The organism is Rugamonas sp. GW822-FHT03B10 (assembly GCF_058801745.1).
Map to the genome: position 1 here is coordinate 244,103 of NZ_JBXANP010000008.1, position 17,802 is coordinate 261,904.

The 17,802-nt window shown below is 68.0% G+C and carries 11 protein-coding genes; 2 read left to right on the forward strand and 9 right to left on the reverse strand.

The features are described from left to right. The first annotated feature begins 147 nt into the window (after positions 1–147). Positions 148–855: a glutathione S-transferase C-terminal domain-containing protein gene (locus AC1RQG_RS15660; RefSeq protein ID WP_493132935.1), complete on the forward strand. Its 708-nt coding sequence runs from the start codon at positions 148–150 to the stop codon at positions 853–855. 27 nt (positions 856–882) lie between these two features. On the opposite strand, the gene AC1RQG_RS15665 is transcribed toward AC1RQG_RS15660, so the two are convergent. Next, positions 883–2,955: a sensor histidine kinase gene (locus tag AC1RQG_RS15665; RefSeq protein WP_493132936.1), complete on the reverse strand. Its 2,073-nt coding sequence runs from the start codon at positions 2,953–2,955 to the stop codon at positions 883–885. A gap of 246 nt (positions 2,956–3,201) precedes the next feature. Here AC1RQG_RS15665 and AC1RQG_RS15670 point away from each other — a divergent pair, with 246 nt between their 5' ends. After that, positions 3,202–4,563, forward strand: a complete 1,362-nt coding sequence (locus AC1RQG_RS15670; RefSeq protein ID WP_493132937.1) for an amino acid permease — start codon at positions 3,202–3,204, stop codon at positions 4,561–4,563. 75 nt (positions 4,564–4,638) lie between these two features. On the opposite strand, the gene AC1RQG_RS15675 is transcribed toward AC1RQG_RS15670, so the two are convergent. The 8 genes from AC1RQG_RS15675 to AC1RQG_RS15710 all read right to left on the reverse strand — a co-directional run bounded on the left by AC1RQG_RS15675 (position 4,639) and on the right by AC1RQG_RS15710 (position 17,698). Beyond that, positions 4,639–6,351, reverse strand: coding sequence for an AMP-binding protein (locus AC1RQG_RS15675; protein ID WP_493132938.1), 1,713 nt, complete (start codon positions 6,349–6,351; stop codon positions 4,639–4,641). Between the two features lie 379 nt (positions 6,352–6,730). After that, positions 6,731–6,955, reverse strand: coding sequence for a hypothetical protein (locus AC1RQG_RS15680; protein WP_493132939.1), 225 nt, complete (start codon positions 6,953–6,955; stop codon positions 6,731–6,733). After that, positions 6,948–9,362 carry an efflux RND transporter permease subunit gene (locus AC1RQG_RS15685; RefSeq protein WP_493132940.1) on the reverse strand — a complete coding sequence of 805 codons (2,415 nt, stop codon included), beginning with the start codon at positions 9,360–9,362 and terminating at the stop codon, positions 6,948–6,950. Before AC1RQG_RS15685 ends, AC1RQG_RS15680 begins: the two co-directional genes overlap by 8 nt. 5 nt (positions 9,363–9,367) lie before the next feature. Then, positions 9,368–10,531 carry a WD40/YVTN/BNR-like repeat-containing protein gene (locus AC1RQG_RS15690; RefSeq protein WP_493132941.1) on the reverse strand — a complete coding sequence of 388 codons (1,164 nt, stop codon included), beginning with the start codon at positions 10,529–10,531 and terminating at the stop codon, positions 9,368–9,370. A gap of 134 nt (positions 10,532–10,665) precedes the next feature. Further along, positions 10,666–12,006 (reverse strand): DUF1329 domain-containing protein, encoded by a 1,341-nt coding sequence (locus tag AC1RQG_RS15695; RefSeq protein ID WP_493132942.1) that lies wholly within the window; start codon positions 12,004–12,006, stop codon positions 10,666–10,668. Between the two features lie 10 nt (positions 12,007–12,016). Continuing rightward, on the reverse strand, positions 12,017–14,008 hold the full coding sequence (locus tag AC1RQG_RS15700) for a DUF1302 domain-containing protein (RefSeq protein WP_493132943.1): 1,992 nt from the start codon (positions 14,006–14,008) through the stop codon (positions 12,017–12,019). 68 nt (positions 14,009–14,076) lie between these two features. Then, the gene (locus AC1RQG_RS15705) at positions 14,077–16,029 is read right to left on the reverse strand and encodes an alkyl/aryl-sulfatase (RefSeq protein ID WP_493132944.1); all 1,953 of its coding nucleotides are present in this window, start codon (positions 16,027–16,029) and stop codon (positions 14,077–14,079) included. Between the two features lie 28 nt (positions 16,030–16,057). Next, positions 16,058–17,698: a GMC family oxidoreductase gene (locus AC1RQG_RS15710; RefSeq protein WP_493132945.1), complete on the reverse strand. Its 1,641-nt coding sequence runs from the start codon at positions 17,696–17,698 to the stop codon at positions 16,058–16,060. Positions 17,699–17,802: the final 104 nt, after the last annotated feature.

The window sequence follows — 17,802 nt, forward strand, 5'->3', positions numbered from 1 at the left end:
TGCCCCAGAGTATAGCGTCCCACCCCCACGGTCAACATTCAGCCAGACGACGAACCGGGCCGGCGATCGATTGCGCGCCGGTGCACTGCACGCGCGGCGAAATAGGACGATAATAAAAGGCCATTCTTACTTCGCGCACAACCAGACATGACCGCTCTCGCCAACTTCCCCATCACCGCCAAATGGCCCGCCAGCCATCCCGACCGCCTGCAACTGTATTCGCTGACCACGCCCAACGGCGTCAAGGTCTCCATCGCGCTGGAGGAAACGGGACTGCCCTACGAGCCGCATCTGGTCAGTTTCGACAGCAACGATCAACTGTCGCCCGCGTTCCTGTCGCTGAACCCGAACAACAAGATCCCGGCCATCATCGACCCCAACGGCCCGGACGGCAAGCCGCTGGCCCTGTTCGAGTCCGGCGCCATCCTGCTCTACCTGGCCGAGAAGACGGGCCAGCTGCTGCCCGAGGACGCGGCCGGCCGTTACGAGACCATCCAGTGGCTGATGTTCCAGATGGGCGGCATCGGCCCCATGTTCGGCCAGGTCGGCTTCTTCCACAAGTTCGCCGGCCGCGAGTACGAGGACAAGCGCCCGCGCGACCGCTACGTGGCCGAAGCGGTCCGCCTGCTGGGCGTGCTCGAACAGCGGCTGGCCGGCCGCGACTGGATCATGGGGTCGCAATACACGATCGCCGACATCGCCGTGTTCCCGTGGGTGCGCAACCTGATCGGCTTCTACGAGGCCGGCGACCTGGTGCAGATCGAGCGTTTCCCCAACGTGCAGCGCGTGCTGGCCGCCTTCCTCGCGCGGCCCGCCGTGGCGCGCGGGCTGAACATCCCGGCGCGTCCCGCCTGAGTTCCCGCTTTTCCAGGGCCGGGCCGCTCAGCCCTCGCCCGCGCCGGCCGCCTCCATGCCGCCCAACGGCAGCCGCAGCACCACCGCGGTGCCGGCGCCGGGCGTGCTGGCGATGTCCACCGTGCCCTGCATCAGATCGACGACCAGACTGTGCACGCTGGCCAGTCCCAACCCGGTGCCGCTGCTGCCCAGTTGCGTGGTGAAGAACGGTTCGAACACCCTGGGCAAATGCTCGGGCGCGATGCCGCAGCCGTCGTCGCGCCAGCGTATCAGCACGGCGCCATCGTCCATGGCCACCTCGATGGCGATGACGCCGCCGCCGTCACGGAAGCCGTGGAACAGGCTGTTGTCCAGCAGCTGCTGGAAGACCAGGCCGCAGGCGCCGGGATAGCCGCTCATCCATAAATGCGCTGGCAGGGTGAACGCCAGCGTCACGCCCTGCGCCGCCAGGCGCGGTTGCCAGCCGGTGGCGCTGGCGCGCAGCAGCGCGCACAGGTCGAAGCGGCACAGCGGTTCCTGTTCGGGGTGGCTGGACAAGCCCTTGAAGCGTTCCACCAGCCGGTTGATCTGCAGGATGGCGCGCTCCAGCAACTGCCCGCCCTGCAGCAGATGGGCGAGCAGCGCCTGCAACTGGCTGCGCCGCAAACTGCCGCCATCCAGGCTGCGCTGGAGTTCCTCGGCTTGCGCGGCGATGGCGCTGGCCGCCATGCGGGCATTGCCGACCGGCGTGTTCAACTCGTGCGCCATGCCCACCACCATGCGCGACAGGCCGAGCTGCTTTTCCTGCGCCATCAGCGAGCGCATGGCCTGCTCCAGCGTGGCCGTGCGCTCGCGCACCTGGTGCTCCAGCTCATCGTGCGCGCGCCGCAGGGCCGCCTCGGCCGCCTCGCGCTCCGTCATCTCGCGCCGCAGCCTGGCCAGCGCCTCGCTCAGTTCCGCGTTGCGCTGCACCAGCGAATGCTCCAGCGCCGTGCCGTGCTGCGCCAGCTGCGCGTTCTGGCGCAGCAACTGCGGCCGCTCCATGACGGCGTTGATGGTGGCGCCCAGCGCCGTGGCCAGTTCGCGCTTGTGGCGCCGCTCCACCTGCACCTGGCGCAGGCAAGCTTGCAACGTCTCCTCGAAATAGCCCCACTGGCGGCCGTAATGGCGGATCGCATAGGCGACGATCTCGCGCGAGCCGGTGCTGTGCGGCGGCTCCCCGGCCAGCTCGGCGTCGAACGCGAGCAACGCCCGCCATGCGTCGGGGCGTCCGCCCTCGACGCACAGCAGCAGCACGTCGCACAGGCGCAGCGCCAGTCGCCAGTACGGCTGCACGCCGCCTTCGCCGGTGCTGCGCTGGAACTGGGCCAGATAGTCGCGGCAATCGCCGGCCTGGCCCAGCGTGGCCTTCACCACGGCCAGGTTGAGCAGCGCCAGCCCTTCCTGATAGTGGAGCTGGTGGCGGCGGGCGACCTGCAACGCCAATTCGCGCTGGGCCAGGCAATCGCGCCAGTACGGCGCGGCCTTGCCGGCGTCATCCTCCTCCAGCGCCAGATAGTAGGCGGCGGAGGCGGCGTAGTTGAGCAGCAGGTTGTGGACGGGCGGGGTCAGCTCGGCCGGACGGGCCAGCAGTTCGGCGCAGGACAGGCGCAGCTCCAGGTACATCTCCGAGCCAAACAGCACAGTGCAGCGGATGGCCTGCATCTGCAGCGCCAGTTGCTCCTGGCCGCAGCGCTGATACAGTTCGCCGGCGCGGGCCACGCTGTCGAGCGCCGCATGGTGCAGCCGCATGCGGCCCTGTATCCATTGCAGCGCGCGCCAGGCGGCCGCCTGCGCCATCGGATGGTTCTCCGTCTGGGCCTGCACCTGCAGGCGCTTGGCATGCATCAGCAAGTCGTCGGGCCTGGCCTGTTCGCCCAGCGAATCGACGAGGATCCGGAACGCCTGCAATTCCAGCGCCTGCGCCGGCGCGAGCCGCAGCGCGGCCAGCCGTTCCAGCGCGGCCGGCGCGTGGGCCAGTTCGAATCCCGTCAGACTGGCGCGCACTTCGCGCAGCAAGGCTTCGCCCTGCGCCCTGTCGTTCTGCGCGGCGATGTCGGCGGACGTGTTGGATACAGCCATGGCGCTCCCCATCCCGGCCGCTGCGGCCATGCCGGTGCACTCAGTCGCAGTATCCCACGAACGCTGGCCGCGCGGCCACGATGTTGCTAGTGAACTACAAGCGACGGCACGCGCCCAGGCGCGGTCCGGCCCGGCCCCGTAGTTCTTGCTTTGCGAGCAATGGCCGGCTGTGCGAGAATCGTCGGGTTTTGCGGCCCGGCCGGCAACCCGCCGGCTTCCGGCCGCGCAACGACACCAGGAGAGAAGATGTCAGGTGAGCAGAACGAACTCAAACGCGGATTGAAGAGCCGCCACATCCAGCTGATCGCGCTGGGCGGGGCGATAGGCACCGGGCTGTTCCTGGGCATCGCGCAGACCATCAAGATGGCCGGGCCGTCCGTGCTGCTCGGTTACGCCGTCGCCGGCTTCATCGCCTTCCTCATCATGCGCCAGCTGGGCGAGATGGTGGTAGACGAGCCGGTGGCCGGCTCGTTCAGCTATTTCGCCGACAAATACTGCGGCCACCAGGCCGGCTTCATGTCGGGCTGGAATTACTGGGTGCTGTATGTGCTGGTCAGCATGGCCGAGCTGTCGGCCGTGGGCATCTACGTGCAGTACTGGTGGCCGGGCATCCCCACGTGGGTGTCGGCGCTGGCCTTCTTCCTGATCATCAATGCGATCAGCCTGAGCAACGTGAAGGCGTTCGGCGAGATGGAATTCTGGTTCGCCATCATCAAGGTGGCGGCCATCGTCGGCATGATAGGCTACGGCGGCTGGCTGCTGCTGTCGGGCGGCGCCGGCCCCGAGGCCAGCGTGGCCAACCTGTGGCGGCACGGCGGCTTCCTCCCCAACGGCGTGGGCGGGCTGGTGATGGCCATGGCCGTCATCATGTTCTCGTTCGGCGGGCTGGAACTGGTGGGCATCACGGCGGCCGAGGCGGACAACCCGTCCGTCACCATCCCCAGGGCCACCAACCAGGCCATCTACCGCATCCTGATCTTCTATATCGGCGCGCTCGGCATCCTGCTGTCGCTGTACCCGTGGCAGAAGGTGGTGAGCGGCGGCAGCCCGTTCGTGCTGATCTTCCACGCGCTGAACAGCAACCTGGTGGCCGACGCGCTCAACGCCGTGGTGCTGACGGCCGCGCTGTCGGTGTACAACAGCGGCGTGTACTGCAACACCCGCATGCTGTACGGTCTGGCCCAGCAAGGCAACGCGCCGCGCATGCTGCTCAAGGTGAACCGGCGCGGCGTGCCGCTGGCCGCGCTGGGCGTGTCGGCCATGGCCACGGGCGCCTGCGTGGCCGTCAACTACTTCATGCCGGGCAAGGCGTTCGGAGTGCTGATGGGACTGGTGGTGTCGGCGCTGATCATCAACTGGGGCATGATCAGCTGGATCCACCTGCGCTTCCGCGCGCAGAAGCGCGTGGCCGGCCAGGCGACCGCGTTCCGCAGCCTGGGCTACCCGCTCACCAACTACCTGTGCCTGGCCTTCCTGGCCGCCATCCTGGTGGTGATGTATCTGACGCCGGACCTGCGGCTGTCCGTGTATCTGCTGCCCGTGTGGCTGATCGCGCTGGCCATCGGCTACCGCTTGCGGCCGAAGAACGCCCCGGTAGTCGCTGCATAAGAGAACCTCAAAATACCGTCGTTCCCGCGCAGGCGGGAACGACAAATTTGTGGTTTTTCGAGCTCCCCTTATGGGTCAGGCGGTCTTGGCCTCCTGCACGCCCAGTTCCTGCTTCATCAGGTCGCGGATCTTGAACTTCTGGATCTTGCCCGTGATCGTCATCGGGAACTCCTCGACGAAGCGGATGTGGCGCGGCACCTTGTGGTAGGCGATCTGCCCTTCGCAGAACTTGCGCACGCCCTCCTCCGTCAGGCTCTGGCCGGGCTTGACGATGATCCAGGCGCACAGCTCCTCGCCGTATTTCGTGTCCGGCACGCCCACCACCTGCACATCCTGCACGGCCGGGTGGCGATACAGGAATTCCTCGATCTCGCGCGGGTAGATGTTCTCGCCGCCGCGGATCACCATGTCCTTGATGCGGCCCACGATGTTGACGTAGCCTTCCTCGTTCATGGTGGCCAGGTCGCCAGTGTGCATCCAGCCGTCGGCGTCGATGGCTTCGCGGGTCTGGGCCTCGTCGCCCCAGTAGCCCTGCATCACCGAGTAGCCGCGCGTGCACAATTCGCCCGGCTGGTTGCGCGCCGTGACGGCGCCCGTGTCCGGATCCACGATCTGCACCTCCAGATGGTCGCGCACCATGCCCACCGTGGACACGCGCATCGCCAGCGGCGTGTCGGTGCCGCTCTGGCAGCTCACCGGGCTGGTCTCCGTCATGCCGTAGGCGATCGTCACCTCGGTCATGTGCATGTCGCCCACCACCCGCTTCATCACCTCGACCGGGCACGGCGAGCCGGCCATGATGCCGGTGCGCAGCGTGGACAGGTCGAACTCGCCAAAGCGCGGATGATCGAGTTCGGCGATGAACATGGTGGGCACGCCGTGCAGCACCGTGCAGCGCTCGTCCTGCACGGCCTGCAGCACGGCCAGCGGTTCAAAACCGCTGCTCGGATAGACGATGCAGGCGCCATGCGTGAGGCTGGCCAGGTTGCCCAGCACCATGCCGAAGCAATGGTACAGCGGCACCGGGATGCACAGGCGGTCGCGCTCCGTCAGCTTCATCGCCTCGCCGACGAAGAAGCCGTTGTTGAGGATGTTGCGGTGGGTCAGCGTGGCGCCCTTCGGGAAGCCCGTGGTGCCGCTGGTGAACTGGATGTTGATCGCTTGCGTCGGCCGCACGCCGGCCGCGGCCTCGCGCACGCGCGCGTCGTCCGCCTGGCCGCGCGCCAGCAGCGCGGAAAAGCGCAGCATGCCCGGTTCCTCGGCGCCGGCGCCCTCCTCGTCTATCCAAGCCACGGTGCGCAGGTCCGGCAGGCGCGCGCAACGCAGCGCGCCCGGCGCGGCGCCGGCCAGTTCGGGCGCCAGCTCGCGGATCATGGCCAGGTAGTCGCTGGTCTTGAAGCGCGCCATGCTGACCAGCGCCTTGCAGCCCACCTTGTTGAGCGCATATTCCAGCTCCGCCACGCGGTAGGCCGGGTTGATGTTCACGAGGATCAGGCCCAGGCGCGCCGTGGCCAGCTGCATCAGCACCCATTCCACGTTGTTGTGCGACCAGATGGCGACGCGGTCGCCCGTGGCCAGCCCGGCGTCCAGCAACGCGCTGGCCAGCCGGTTCACTTCGGTCTGCAATTCGCGGTAGGTGTAGCGGCGCTGCTGGTGCAGGCTGACCAGCGCCTCGGCGTCAGGATGGCGCGCTACGATGGTGTCGAAATAATCACCGATGGTTTGCTCGATCAGCGGCTTGTCGGTGTGGCCGCGGGCATAGCTTTGTTCGATCTGGTACTGCGTCATCTAAGTCTCCTGTCATTGCACTTTTGATCATTTTTGAATCAGAGCATTTAATTTATTTATGTAAAGATACCGCAATCGGCGGCCGGCGCGGCGCACTTTTTGCGGCGATCATGACTTGGAGGGGAGTTAGAAAACAACAGCCGGAAACAACATCGGCGAAACGGCAAGCGGCCGTAGCGGCACGGCGGGAGGGAGGTAGGGATGCCGTGGCCCGCTGCAGCCCCATGTGGGGAACCTTCTGCTTTGCCTTCTATTTTTCTCTGCTTTTTCCTGCTTTGCCCGGATTCTGGAAAACCGGCCCTTGCCGAAGAAAATAGAAGAAAGCAGAAGCGGAAATCGAAGGGAATCCACACGGGGCCGGCACCGGCCAAGCCGCCCCTTATAGCGCCAGATTGCGCATCAGCACCTGGCGCACGCTGGCGGCGTACCAGCGCCCGCCCAGTGGCGAGACGACGCCGCAGCCGTTGAGGCAAGCGGCGATGCGGTGGAACGTCTGGCCGCCCGACCGCAGCGCGGCCATCATGCGCAGCACGGTCAGATCGATGCCTTTGACCGGGCCCGGGGCGCGGCCCGGCCGCGCGCCGCTGGCGCCGCCGCTAGCCATGGCCGCGCGCCCGCGCCGCCGGCTTGGCCGCCGGCTGCCTGCCGGCCGGCCGCACAATCAATGCCGCCAACGCGGGAATCATGATGATGGCGCCCACCATATTCCACAGGAACATGAAGGTGAGCAGCAAGCCCATGTCGGCCTGGAACTTGATGTCGGACCAGACCCAGGTCAACACGCCCAGCGCCAGCGTCACGCCGGTCAACGCCACGGCGGCGCCGGTGCCCTTGAGCGTCTCGAAATAGGCCGCCTTCAGGTCCAGCCCCCGGTCCAGGAAATGCTGCAGCCGGTTGTAGATGTAGATGCCGTAGTCCACGCCGATGCCGATGCCCAGCGCGATCACCGGCAGCGTGGCCACCTTGACGCCCAATCCCAGCCGGGCCATGATGGCCTCGCACAGCGCCGACGTGATATACAACGGCAGCATGATGCACACGGCCACCCGCCACGAGCGGAACTCCCACCACACCAGCAGCGCGACGATCGCGTACACCAGCACCAGCATCTCGGTCTGCGCCTGCGCGATGACGATATTGGTGGCAGCGTCGATCCCGGCATTGCCGCCGGCCAGCGTGAAGCGGGCCGTCTGGTCGTCGTTGGCGGCCGCGAACGACTGGGCCGCCTGCACCACGCGGGCCAGCGTTTCGGCCTTGTGGTCGGCCAGGAAGACCATCACCGGAACCATCGAGCAGTCGTTGGAATACAACTCGGACGGCAGCACGCGCTGGGCCGCGTTCGACACGTAGCGGTTGCGCGACAGCGCGTGCCAGCGCAGATCGCCGCCGTTGGAGCCGGCGATGATCTTCTTCATGCCGCTGAACAGCGAGGTGGTGGACTCCACCCCCGGCAGGTTCTCCATCTCCCACTGGAAGCGGTCCACCTTGTCGGCCACCGGATAGGAGCCGCATTCGCCGGGGGCCGTCTTCACCATCACCACGAACACGTCGGCGCTGGTGGCGTAATGGCCGCTGATGTAGGCGCTGTCGCGGTTGTAGCGCGACTCGGCGCGCAGCTCGGGCGCGCCCGGATCGAGGTCGCCGATCTTCAGGTCGCGGCTCATGGTCCACGCCACGCCCAGCACCAGCAGCGCGAAGGCGACGGCCATACGGGCGAAGCGCGGCTCGGCGCAGCGGGCCAGAGCGCGGGCGATACGGTGCTTGCCGGCCTGCTTGCGGGCCTGGTGGCGCAGGCAGGCGTCGGACACGCCCACGTAGGACATCAGTATCGGCAGCAGGAACATCTTGGTGAGGATGATGACGCCCACGCCGATGGAGGCCGAGATGGCCAGTTCCCGGATCACGCCGATGTCGATCACGAGCAGGGTCGAGAAGCCGACCGCGTCGCACAGCAGGGCCACGCTGCCCGGAATGAACAGCTGGCGGAACGTGAGCCGGGCGGTCTCCATGTTGGAGGCGCCCGACAGGCGCGCGACGGCCATGGTGTTGATGTTCTGGACCGCGTGCGAGACGCCGATGGCGAACGTGAGGAACGGCACCAGGATCGAATACGGATCGAGCCCGAAACCGATCAGGTGCACGATGCCGAGTTGCCACAGCACGGCCAGGCCGCAACAGAACACGGTGGCCAGCGTGCTGCGCCAGCAGCGCGAATACCACAGCAGCAGCACCACCGTGAGCGCGAAGGTGATGGCGAAGAACAGGCCGATGGCGCGCGCCCCATCGATAAGGTCACCGACCACCTTCGCGAAGCCGGTGATGTGGACGCGCACGCCATCCTTGCCGTACTTGTCGCGCACCAGCTTCTCCAGCCGCTGCGACAACTGGCCGTAATCGAGCTTGGCGCCGGTGTCCGGGTCCTTCTCCAGCAGCGGCACCAGCACGATGCTGGAACGCTGGTCGGCCGCCACCAGGCTGCCGATGCGGCCGGAGCGGGCCACGTTGGTGCGCACCTCGGCGATTTTTTCGGGCGAGCCGTCGAAGCCCTGCGGGATGATCTGGCCGCCCACCATGCCGGCCTCCGTGACCTCCATCCACAGCACGTTGGGTGTCCACAGCGACTTCAGGTTGCCCCGGTCCACGCCGGGGATGTAGAACACCTCGTCGGTGATGCGGCGCAGGGTCTCCAGATATTCGCGGCTGTAGATGTCCTTGCCCTGCGTCTCGACCGCGATGCGCACCACGTTGCCGAGCGGGCGCAACTCGGCCTCGTATTTCAGGTAGTTGGCGATGAAGGGATGCGAGGCCGGCACCATCTTCTGGAAACTGGCGTCCGGCTTCAGCCGGGACGCCTGCCAGCCGAACAGCACGCTCGCCAGCAGGAACAGGATCAGGATGGGCAGGCGCCAGGCGAACAGGCGCCGTTCGAGGGTGCGTTCCAGCATGCCGGGCTGGTCGTGGCCGCCGGTTTCGTCGCCGGCGGCCGGGGAGGATTTGTCGTTCAGGTTCATGGTCTTCACTTCGAATTGGGGTAGGCGGACAGGTGGACGCCGCCCATGCCGGCCAGCGCCAGGGTGCGGCCGCGCAGCGCGACGGCGGCCAGTTCCAGGCCGCGCGCCGGCGCCTGCATGGCGAAGCTGCGGCCCTGATCCGCGCTGCGGTACAGCGTGCCGTCGCGCGCCGCCAGCAGCAGCGCGCCGTTGTCCTGCGCCGCGCCGATCAGGCTCTTGTCGCCCAGGCGGGGCAGTTCCTGCCAGGTGGCGCCGGCGTCGGCGCTGCGCAGCACGTGGCCACCGAAACCGTAGGCCAGCAGCGTGCCGGGCGCCGTCTCGGCCACGCCGTACAACTGGCCCTTGTAGCCACTGTCCGCCACACGCCAGCTATCGCCATCGTCGCTTGAGCGATAGACCTTGCCGCCCTCCCCCGCCAGATACAGGCTGCCGTCGGCGCCGTGACCGATGGCGTTGTAGTGCAGCCCTTCCGGATTGGGGATGCGGCCGGCGATCGACTCCCAGTGGGCGCCGCCGTCGCGCGTGCGCAAGGCCTGGCCGTAGGAGCCGACGGCCCAGCCCAGCGTGGGGGTCTTGAACCACACCGCCAGCAGCGGGCGCGAGGGGCCGGATTTGGCCGCCTCGCGCGCGTCCTGCACGGCGTTGTCGGCCTGTTCGACGGCCGCCTGCGCGGCCTTGGTCCGGTCCGCGCGCGCGCCCGCCAGCGCCGCGCGGGCGCGCGCGGCGGCCTGCTCGGCGTCGGCCTGCATCATGGCGTTGATCTGGCTGCCATCGAGGCGCTTCTCCCAGCTCAGGCCGGCGTCGCGCGTGGTCAGCAGCACACCGTCATGGCCGACGGCCACGCCATGCTCGCTGTCGGCGAAGTCCATGGCCGTCAGCGTCACGCCCACCGGCACCCTGGCCTGGCGCCAGGTGACGCCGTCGTCGTCCGAGACGATCACGATGCCCCGTTCGCCGGCCGCCACCAGCCGCGCGCCGGCCGGGGCCAGCGCCAGCATCAGCGAGTGGGCCGCGAGCGCGGAGCTGCGCGCGGGCGTGGCCAGGGGATCGGCCAGCGCCGGCGCGGCCAGCGGGACGACGAATACGGCGGCCAGGCAGAGGGCCGTGGGCGCGACGACGCGCATGGCCGGCGGGGCGGCGCGCCAGAGATTGCGCAGATGCTGCTTCATTGGACTGTCCTTCTTGTGTTGCGGTGGTGCCGCGCCGGGCAAAAAGACGCCCGACTCCCACTGGCGGCGGAGGCGGGCGTAAGGAGACTCGCTGCGAGTTCCGTGTGCGCGTGGCGCTGACGTTGATTGCTTGTTTAGTTGCTACTGCGGCGCAGCGTGTCGGGCGTGAAGTTGCCGGCACCCAGTCGGGCGCCGAACCGGGCCGGCTTCTCCTGGTTGCCCAGTCCCGTGACCAGATAGCGGCGCGCCTGCAGGTCGTAGAACACCTCGGCCGCGAACCATGGCGTGGGCGCGTCGTAGAACTGGATCGCGTCGATCTCGTGCACGCGCCACAGTTCGCCCCTGCCATCGTAGGCGTCGGCGTGGGCGATCTGCCAGCTGTCCTCGTCGATGTAGAACACGCGCTTGGCGTACACGTGGCGCTTGCCCGGCTTGAGCGTGGCCTCCACCACCCACACGCGGTGCGGCTCGTAGCGCACCAGGTCCTGGTTCAGGTGGCCGGGGCGCACGATGTCGCTGTACTTCAGGCTCTTGCTGGTCAGCTTGAAGTTGTTGTAGGAGACGATCATCTCCTTCTTGCCGATCAGCTTCCAGTCGTAGCGGTCGGGCGAGCCGTTGAAGCCGTCATAATCGTCGGTCGTGCGCAGGCCGTCGGAGCCGGAGCCGGGCGTGTCGTAGGCCACGTCGGGCGCGCGCAGCACGCGGCGCTGGCCGGGGTTGTACATCCACGCGAGACGCGATTCCTTCACCTGGTCGATGGGGTCGACCACCAGCAGCGCCTCGCCCGCCACGCTGGAGGGGCCGGTGATGGCGCCCATGTAGTACAGCAGGCGGTTCGGCTCCGGCTTGTCCATGGCGTTGGCGAAGGCCAGCGTCTCGGTGCGGGTCACGGGCGTGAAGGCGCCGCTGGCCTGCACGGGGAACTCGGCGCTGTAGCGCTGCACGCTGCCGCCCCGGTAGCGCATGATGTGGTTCCACACCACTTCCACGCCTGTCTTCGGTTGCGGGAACGGCACGGTCGAACGGGCCACGTTGAGCACCCCGTTGCCGCCCGGCGCCAGTTCCGCCTTGGCCGCTTCGGCCTTGATGCTGTCGTACACGGCCTGCGGATAGCCGGCCGTGCGGTGGCTGGGGTAGACGTTGAGTTTGTAGCCGGGGAAGCGCTTGAGCATCGCCATCTGGCCCGGCGCCAGCTTGTCCTGATAGTGCTCCACGTTGGCGGCCGTGACGGTGTACAGCGGCTTCTCGTTCGCATAGGGATCGAGATAGCCGGCCTTGGCGTCGAAGCCGGCCGGCGCCTTCACCAGGCCGCCATCCCATGCCGGAATCAGGCCGTCCTTGCTGCCCGCCTTCTCCGCGCCCATCGGGGTCAGGTCCTTGCCCAACCGCGCCACGTCGGCCGCCGGCATGCCGGCCCAGGCGTTGGCCGCCAGCGCCACGGCGGCCGCGAGCGCCAGTTTGTTCATCGTTCTCATGCTGTCTCCCTTAGAAATTGACGCCGACGACGACGGAATAATTGTCCCGGTCGTGCAGCAGGTCGTATTTGGCGTTCTTGTTGTAGCGCGTGTAGCCCAGTTCCGCGTAATAGCGGTTGTTGTAGTCGGCGCGCAGCGTGGCGCCCAGCGCCTGGCGGTCCTGGACGAAGGTGCCGTCGGCCGAGTAGCCCTTCACGTCGTGCGACCAGAACAGCTTGGGCTTGAGGTTGATGCCCGCGTACACGTCGCTGAAGGTCAGCTCGCCCTGCAGCCGGTAGCCCCAGGCGCTGGTGGTCGCGTAGCCCTGGTTCTCGCAGTACGGCGCGTAGCCGTTCAGGCCGGCGCAGGTGCCGCCGAGCGCCGCCGTCGGGCCGAAGCCGTACAGGAAGCCGCGCCCGTAGCGGGTGGAGGTGGCCGGGTCGCCGATGCCGCTCCAGTGCTGGAAGCCGATCTCGCCCAGCACGCTGGCGCTGCTGGCGCCCAGCACGGGTCCGAACAGCTTCAAGGCCGACACCTGGATCTGGTCCTTGTTCTTCAAATCGTAGCCATGGGCGATGCTGCCCTGCGCGACGGCGGGGTCCCGCGCCCAGCGCGCCAGCGCGGCCTGCGGGCCGATCCCCAGGACACTGCCCACCACCAGATCGGGCGCGTTGATCTGTACCGGCACACCATGCGTGTGGCTGGCCTCGCCGAACACGGAGACGCCGCCCAGCTCCGTCGCGGCCGACACGGCCAGCGACTGGATGTTGGTGGCGCTGTAGTCCCATGCCAGCTCCACGCCGGGGAACGCGCCCAGCATGCCGATCTGCTTCGCGGCGGCGGCCTGCCCCATGCCGCCCAACACCTTGGACAGCGCCGTCAGTTGCGCCGCGTACTGGCCCGAATACAGCGACGGTGCCGGCGACGGCGTGTGGGACGCCGACAGCACCGGCGTGCGCGCATGGTAGTTGGCGAAGTAGAAGCCGAAATCGGTGCTCACGGCGTCGACGAACACGTGCGAGGACAGGCCGAACTGGCCGCTGTTCTTCGGCGTCGCATCGGGCGCGCGGCCCAGCCTGAAGTTGAACGGCACGGTGGCCAGCCCGCCGGCGCCAACGGCGTTCAGCAGCGCCGGCGGCAGGGCGGCCAGCACGGGCACGCCGTTGTACTGCCTCTGGTCGTTGCCGAGCGCATCGCCGAACACCACGGCGCCGCCGGGGCAGTTGAGCGAATCGACCAGCGACCAGTAGGTGCCGCAGCCGTCGAATATGGTGTGCTCCCATTTGAGCTGGTAGAACGCCTCGACCGACACGCCATCGCCCAGCCCGAGGTTGGCCGTCACCTGCGGCAGCGGCCGCAGGATCTCCTTGACCTGGGCGCCGGGCCGGTGCGCGGCCGTCAGGTCGAACGCGCCCATGGCGTTGATGCCGGGGATGAAGGCGCTCTCGCCCCAGTTCACCACCTGGTTGCCCAATTTGACGTTGAGCGGCTTGCCGCCCACATCGAACTCACCGAACACATAGGCGTCGGCCAGCGCGGCGCCGGAGAAGCCCGTGTTGGCGTAGAAGCCCTGGTCGCTCAGCTTCGCGCCCGGCACATAGCCGTTGTTGAAACTGCCGTGCGCCACGCCCTTTTCGCTGAGGGTGTAGTCGTACCAGGCGTTGGCCCGCACGAACAGGCCCAGGTTGTCGCGCTTGAGCTGCAATTCGCCGATCGCCTTGGGGCCGCTCGCATACGCCGTGCCCTTGTTGAAATTCAGGTTGCCGTCGTCATGGCCGTTGCCCACGCCGGGCGCGCCGCCGTTGGCGCCCGACACCAGCGCCGGATCGCGGCCGGCGGCGCGCCAGCTCGCGCCCATGCTGGCGTTGAGCGACCAGCGCCCTTCCACCCCGTTATCGAGCGTGAAGCTGTCCGCCCGCGCGCCGTGCGCGGCCGCCAGCGCCATCGTGGCCAGCGCCGCGCGGCAGGCGACGGCCAGCGCCGTGGGGCGCGCCGTGGATCTTCTCTTTTGCTGCTTGTGCATCTTGTCTCCCTGATGTTGTTATTGGAATCAAGTGCCCGCCCTGGCGGCGGGCATCGCTGCGACACCCGTCAGCGCGTGACGATGGGGAACAGCGGGTCGAACTGGTCGAAATTGCCGAACAACCGGGCCAGCGCCTTCGGGTCCCCTTCCAGCTTGACCTCGCCCGCCTGCACCAGCTGCGCCAGCGGCACTTTCGCCAACAGCATCTTGAACAACGCGTCCCGGCTCAGCGTGAGCGCGGCGTCGGGCTGGGCCAGCACGCGGCCACGGGTGTTGTTGAGCACGGAGTTCGACAGCTCCAGCGCGTAGTTCTCCTTGGTGTCCGTGAAGGCGATGTTGACGCCCAGGCGCAGGCCGTCGGCCTTCTCATGGTTCAGGCGCACGGCCAGGAAGTCGAAGATCATCTCGACCGACATGGAGCGCGTGAGGTCCGGCCCCTGGGTGGACACGTGCAGCGGCTTGAGGCCATTGCGCAGTTCCTGTGCGCCCGTCAGGTACTCATTGCGCCAGATCGCCGATTCGGACTGGTAGCCCAGTTGCTCCAGCGTGGAAGCTTGCAGCAGGCGGGCAGCCTTGTTCTCCGGGTCGGCCTTCACCAGGTGGTTGAGCATCTCGGCCACCCAGCGGTAGTCGCCGGCCGCGTAGCCGGCCCTGGCCTGCTTGAGCACCGCCGCCGCGCCGCCCATCGCCGCCACGTAGTGCTGCGCGCGGGTCTTGCCCGTCAATGGATTCAGCGTGGCCGGATTGCCGTCATACCAGCCCAGGTAGTAATCGACCACGGCGCGCAGGTTGTGGCTCAGGGTGCCGTAGTAGCCATGGGTGGAGAAATCCGTCTTCAAGCCCTTGGGGAAGAAGCCGGCGTCGCCGATCTCGTCGAACGGCACGCCGCGGTTGGCCAGGTTCAGCGCCTGGTCGTTGAGGAAGCGGTACATGTCGCGGTGGTTGGCCAGTTGCTGGCGCAGGCGGTCCTTGCCCCACACGGGCCAGTGGTGGCTGCGGAAGCCCACTTCCGCGTCAGGGAACAGGTCCAGCATCTGGTTGATGTACTTGCTCCAGCCCAGCGCGTCGCGCATGCGGGCCCCGCGCGGCGTGTAGATGTTGTGCATATTGGCCGTGACCACCTCGGCCAGGCACAGCGCGTGGCGCTCGGGCAGATAGAACGTCATCTCGGCCGGCGCCTCGGAGCCGTTCGCCAGCTGGAACACGAAGCGCACGCCGTCGATATCCATGGTCTGCCCCGTCCTGCTCACCGTGTCGGTGGGCGCGATCAGGCCGATGGTGCCGGTCGAGACCTTCTTGCCCAGACCCGTGCCCACGTTGCCCAGCGGGCCGGCGTCCAGCGGCATGCCGAAATGGTAGTGGGCGCGGCGCGCCATGGCGTTGCCGGCCAGGACGTTCTCGGCCACGGCCGTTTCCATGAAGCCGTCCGGCGCGATCAGGCGCGCCTTGCCGGCCGCAAGATCGGCCTCGCTGAGCACACCGCGCACGCCGCCGAAGTGGTCGGCGTGGCCGTGGGTGTAGATGACGGCGGCCACGGGGCGGCGGCCCAGCTTCTGCTGCGCGAACTCCAGGCCGGCGCGCGCCATCTCCGCGCTCACCAGCGGGTCGACGATGATCCAGCCGGTCTTCCCTTCGATCAGGGTCATGTTGGAGATGTCGAAGCCGCGCAATTGGTAGATGCCGTCGCTGACCTTGTACAGGCCGTGCGCGTTGTTGAGCGTCTCCATGCGCCACAGGCTGGGATTGACGCTGGCCGGGGCCGCGCCCTGGATGAAGTCGAATTCATGCGGCTGCCAGATCACGTTGCCGTTGGCGTCCTTGTACGGCGCGTCGGGCATGGCGGCCACCAGGCCGCGCGTGGCTTCCTCGAAATCCTGGCGGTCGGCCAGCGGCAGGCCGGCGCCAAAGGCCTGGTTGGCGGCGGCCGTGATGCGGCTGGCCGGTTGCGGTGGGGTCGTTGCGCTGGCCTGCAGGGTGCAGACGGCCAGCGCCAGCGCCGTGAGGCGGGCGGTGTATGCCATGGTGGGTCTTCCTTCGGTTGGGGGGGAATCAGGCTGCGTTGCGGGTGCCGGCGTGGACATGGGCGTCGGCGATGATCATCTGCGCCGCTTTTTCCGCGATCATGATGGTGGGCGCATTGGTGTTACCGCCTATGACGGTGGGCATGATGGAGGCGTCGACCACACGCAGGCCGGCCATGCCGCGCACCCGCAGGCGCGCGTCCACGACGGCCATGTCGTCGTCGGCCGGCCCCATCTTGCAGGTGCCCACCGGGTGGTATTGGGTGTCGGCGCGGGCGCGGATGTCGGCGATCAGCGCCGCCGTGTCGCCGGCGGCCACCGGGTACAGCATCGCGCCGCGCACCGCGTCGAACGGCGCCGACTCCATGATGGCCTGCTGCACCCTGGCGCCCTTGACCAGCACCTCCAGGTCGCGCGGGTCGGACAGGAAGCGCGGGTCGATCACGGGCGCCGAACGGGGATCGTTGTCACGCAAGGTGACGCTGCCGCGGCTGTGGGGACGCAGCACGTCCACGTGGCACGACATGCCATGGCCGAGGTGGGTCTTGCGCGCATGGTCGTCCACCATGGCCAGCACGAACACCAGCTGCAGGTCCGGCGCCGGCAGCTCGGGGCTGGAGCGGAAGAACGCGCCCGCCTCCGCGATCATGCTGGCCACCATGCCCTTGCGGTGACGGCGCCATTCGAGCATGGCGGCCGCCAGCTTGGCGGTGCCGCGCAGCGAGACGCCGAAGCTCTCGGTATCGCTGGGCAGACGCCAGCCCTGCACGTAGTCGATATGGTCCTGCAGGTTGCAGCCCACGCCCGGCAGGTCGTTCACCACGGCGATGCCGTGCGATGCGCAGTGGGCGGCGGGGCCGATGCCGGACAACATCAGCAACTGCGGCGAGCCGAACGCGCCGGCCGACACGACCACCTCGCGCCGCGCATGGGCTTCATGCAGCACGTTGTCGCGGATGTAGGCCACGCCCTTGGCCGCCCGCCCTTCGCACAGGATGCGCGACGAGACGGCGTGGGTGATCACGGTCAGGTTGGGGCGCGACAGGTTCGGCGTCAGGTAGCCCTTGGCCGCGCTGCAGCGTTCGCCGTCGCGGTGGGTGGCCTGGTACATGAACGCGCCATCCTGCTCGGCGCCGTTGTAGTCGGCCGTGTAGGCGATGCCCTGGGTCGCGGCGGCGTCGATGAACATCTGGTTGAGCGGGCTCGCATGGCGCGGGTAGCACACATTGAGCGGGCCGCCGCGTCCGTGCCACTGGTCGTAGCCCTCGCCCAGTTCGTGGTTCTCGGCCTGTTTAAAGAAAGGCAGCACGTCGTCGTACGACCAGCCCTGGTTGCCCAGCGCGCGCCAGTGATCGTAGTCCCAGCGGTGGCCGCGCACGTAGAGCATGGCGTTGATCGAGCTGCTGCCGCCCAGCGTCTTGCCGCGCGGCTGGTAGCCGCGGCGGCCGTTCAGGCCCGGCTGGGGCACGGTTTGATAAGCGTAGTTGTTGATCTTGGTCGGCACCATCGCCACCAGCCCGGCCGGCGCGTGGATCAACACGCTGCTGTCGGGGCCGCCCGCTTCGAGCAGGCACACCGTCACGTCGGGGTCTTGCGTCAGCCGTGCCGCCAGCACGCAGCCGGCCGAACCCGCGCCGACGATGACGTAGTCGAAATATTGCTTGTCCATTCCTGTCTCCGTTGTTGCGCCGGTTCTTTTGCCCAGCGTCATGTTGGAGCCCAGTGTAGGGGGGACGATTTTTGCTGTCCAATGCATGATTTTGATCGTTATAA

Excerpts from the sequence above, each read along its gene's own strand:
- AC1RQG_RS15660 (WP_493132935.1), top strand. The coding sequence starts at position 148 with ATGACCGCTCTCGCCAACTTCCCCATCACCGCCAAATGGCCCGCCAGC.
- AC1RQG_RS15665 (WP_493132936.1), bottom strand. The coding sequence starts at position 2,955 with ATGGCTGTATCCAACACGTCCGCCGACATCGCCGCGCAGAACGACAGG.
- AC1RQG_RS15670 (WP_493132937.1), top strand. The coding sequence starts at position 3,202 with ATGTCAGGTGAGCAGAACGAACTCAAACGCGGATTGAAGAGCCGCCAC.
- AC1RQG_RS15675 (WP_493132938.1), bottom strand. The coding sequence starts at position 6,351 with ATGACGCAGTACCAGATCGAACAAAGCTATGCCCGCGGCCACACCGAC.
- AC1RQG_RS15680 (WP_493132939.1), bottom strand. The coding sequence starts at position 6,955 with ATGGCTAGCGGCGGCGCCAGCGGCGCGCGGCCGGGCCGCGCCCCGGGC.
- AC1RQG_RS15685 (WP_493132940.1), bottom strand. The coding sequence starts at position 9,362 with ATGAACCTGAACGACAAATCCTCCCCGGCCGCCGGCGACGAAACCGGC.
- AC1RQG_RS15690 (WP_493132941.1), bottom strand. The coding sequence starts at position 10,531 with ATGAAGCAGCATCTGCGCAATCTCTGGCGCGCCGCCCCGCCGGCCATG.
- AC1RQG_RS15695 (WP_493132942.1), bottom strand. The coding sequence starts at position 12,006 with ATGAGAACGATGAACAAACTGGCGCTCGCGGCCGCCGTGGCGCTGGCG.
- AC1RQG_RS15700 (WP_493132943.1), bottom strand. The coding sequence starts at position 14,008 with ATGCACAAGCAGCAAAAGAGAAGATCCACGGCGCGCCCCACGGCGCTG.
- AC1RQG_RS15705 (WP_493132944.1), bottom strand. The coding sequence starts at position 16,029 with ATGGCATACACCGCCCGCCTCACGGCGCTGGCGCTGGCCGTCTGCACC.
- AC1RQG_RS15710 (WP_493132945.1), bottom strand. The coding sequence starts at position 17,698 with ATGGACAAGCAATATTTCGACTACGTCATCGTCGGCGCGGGTTCGGCC.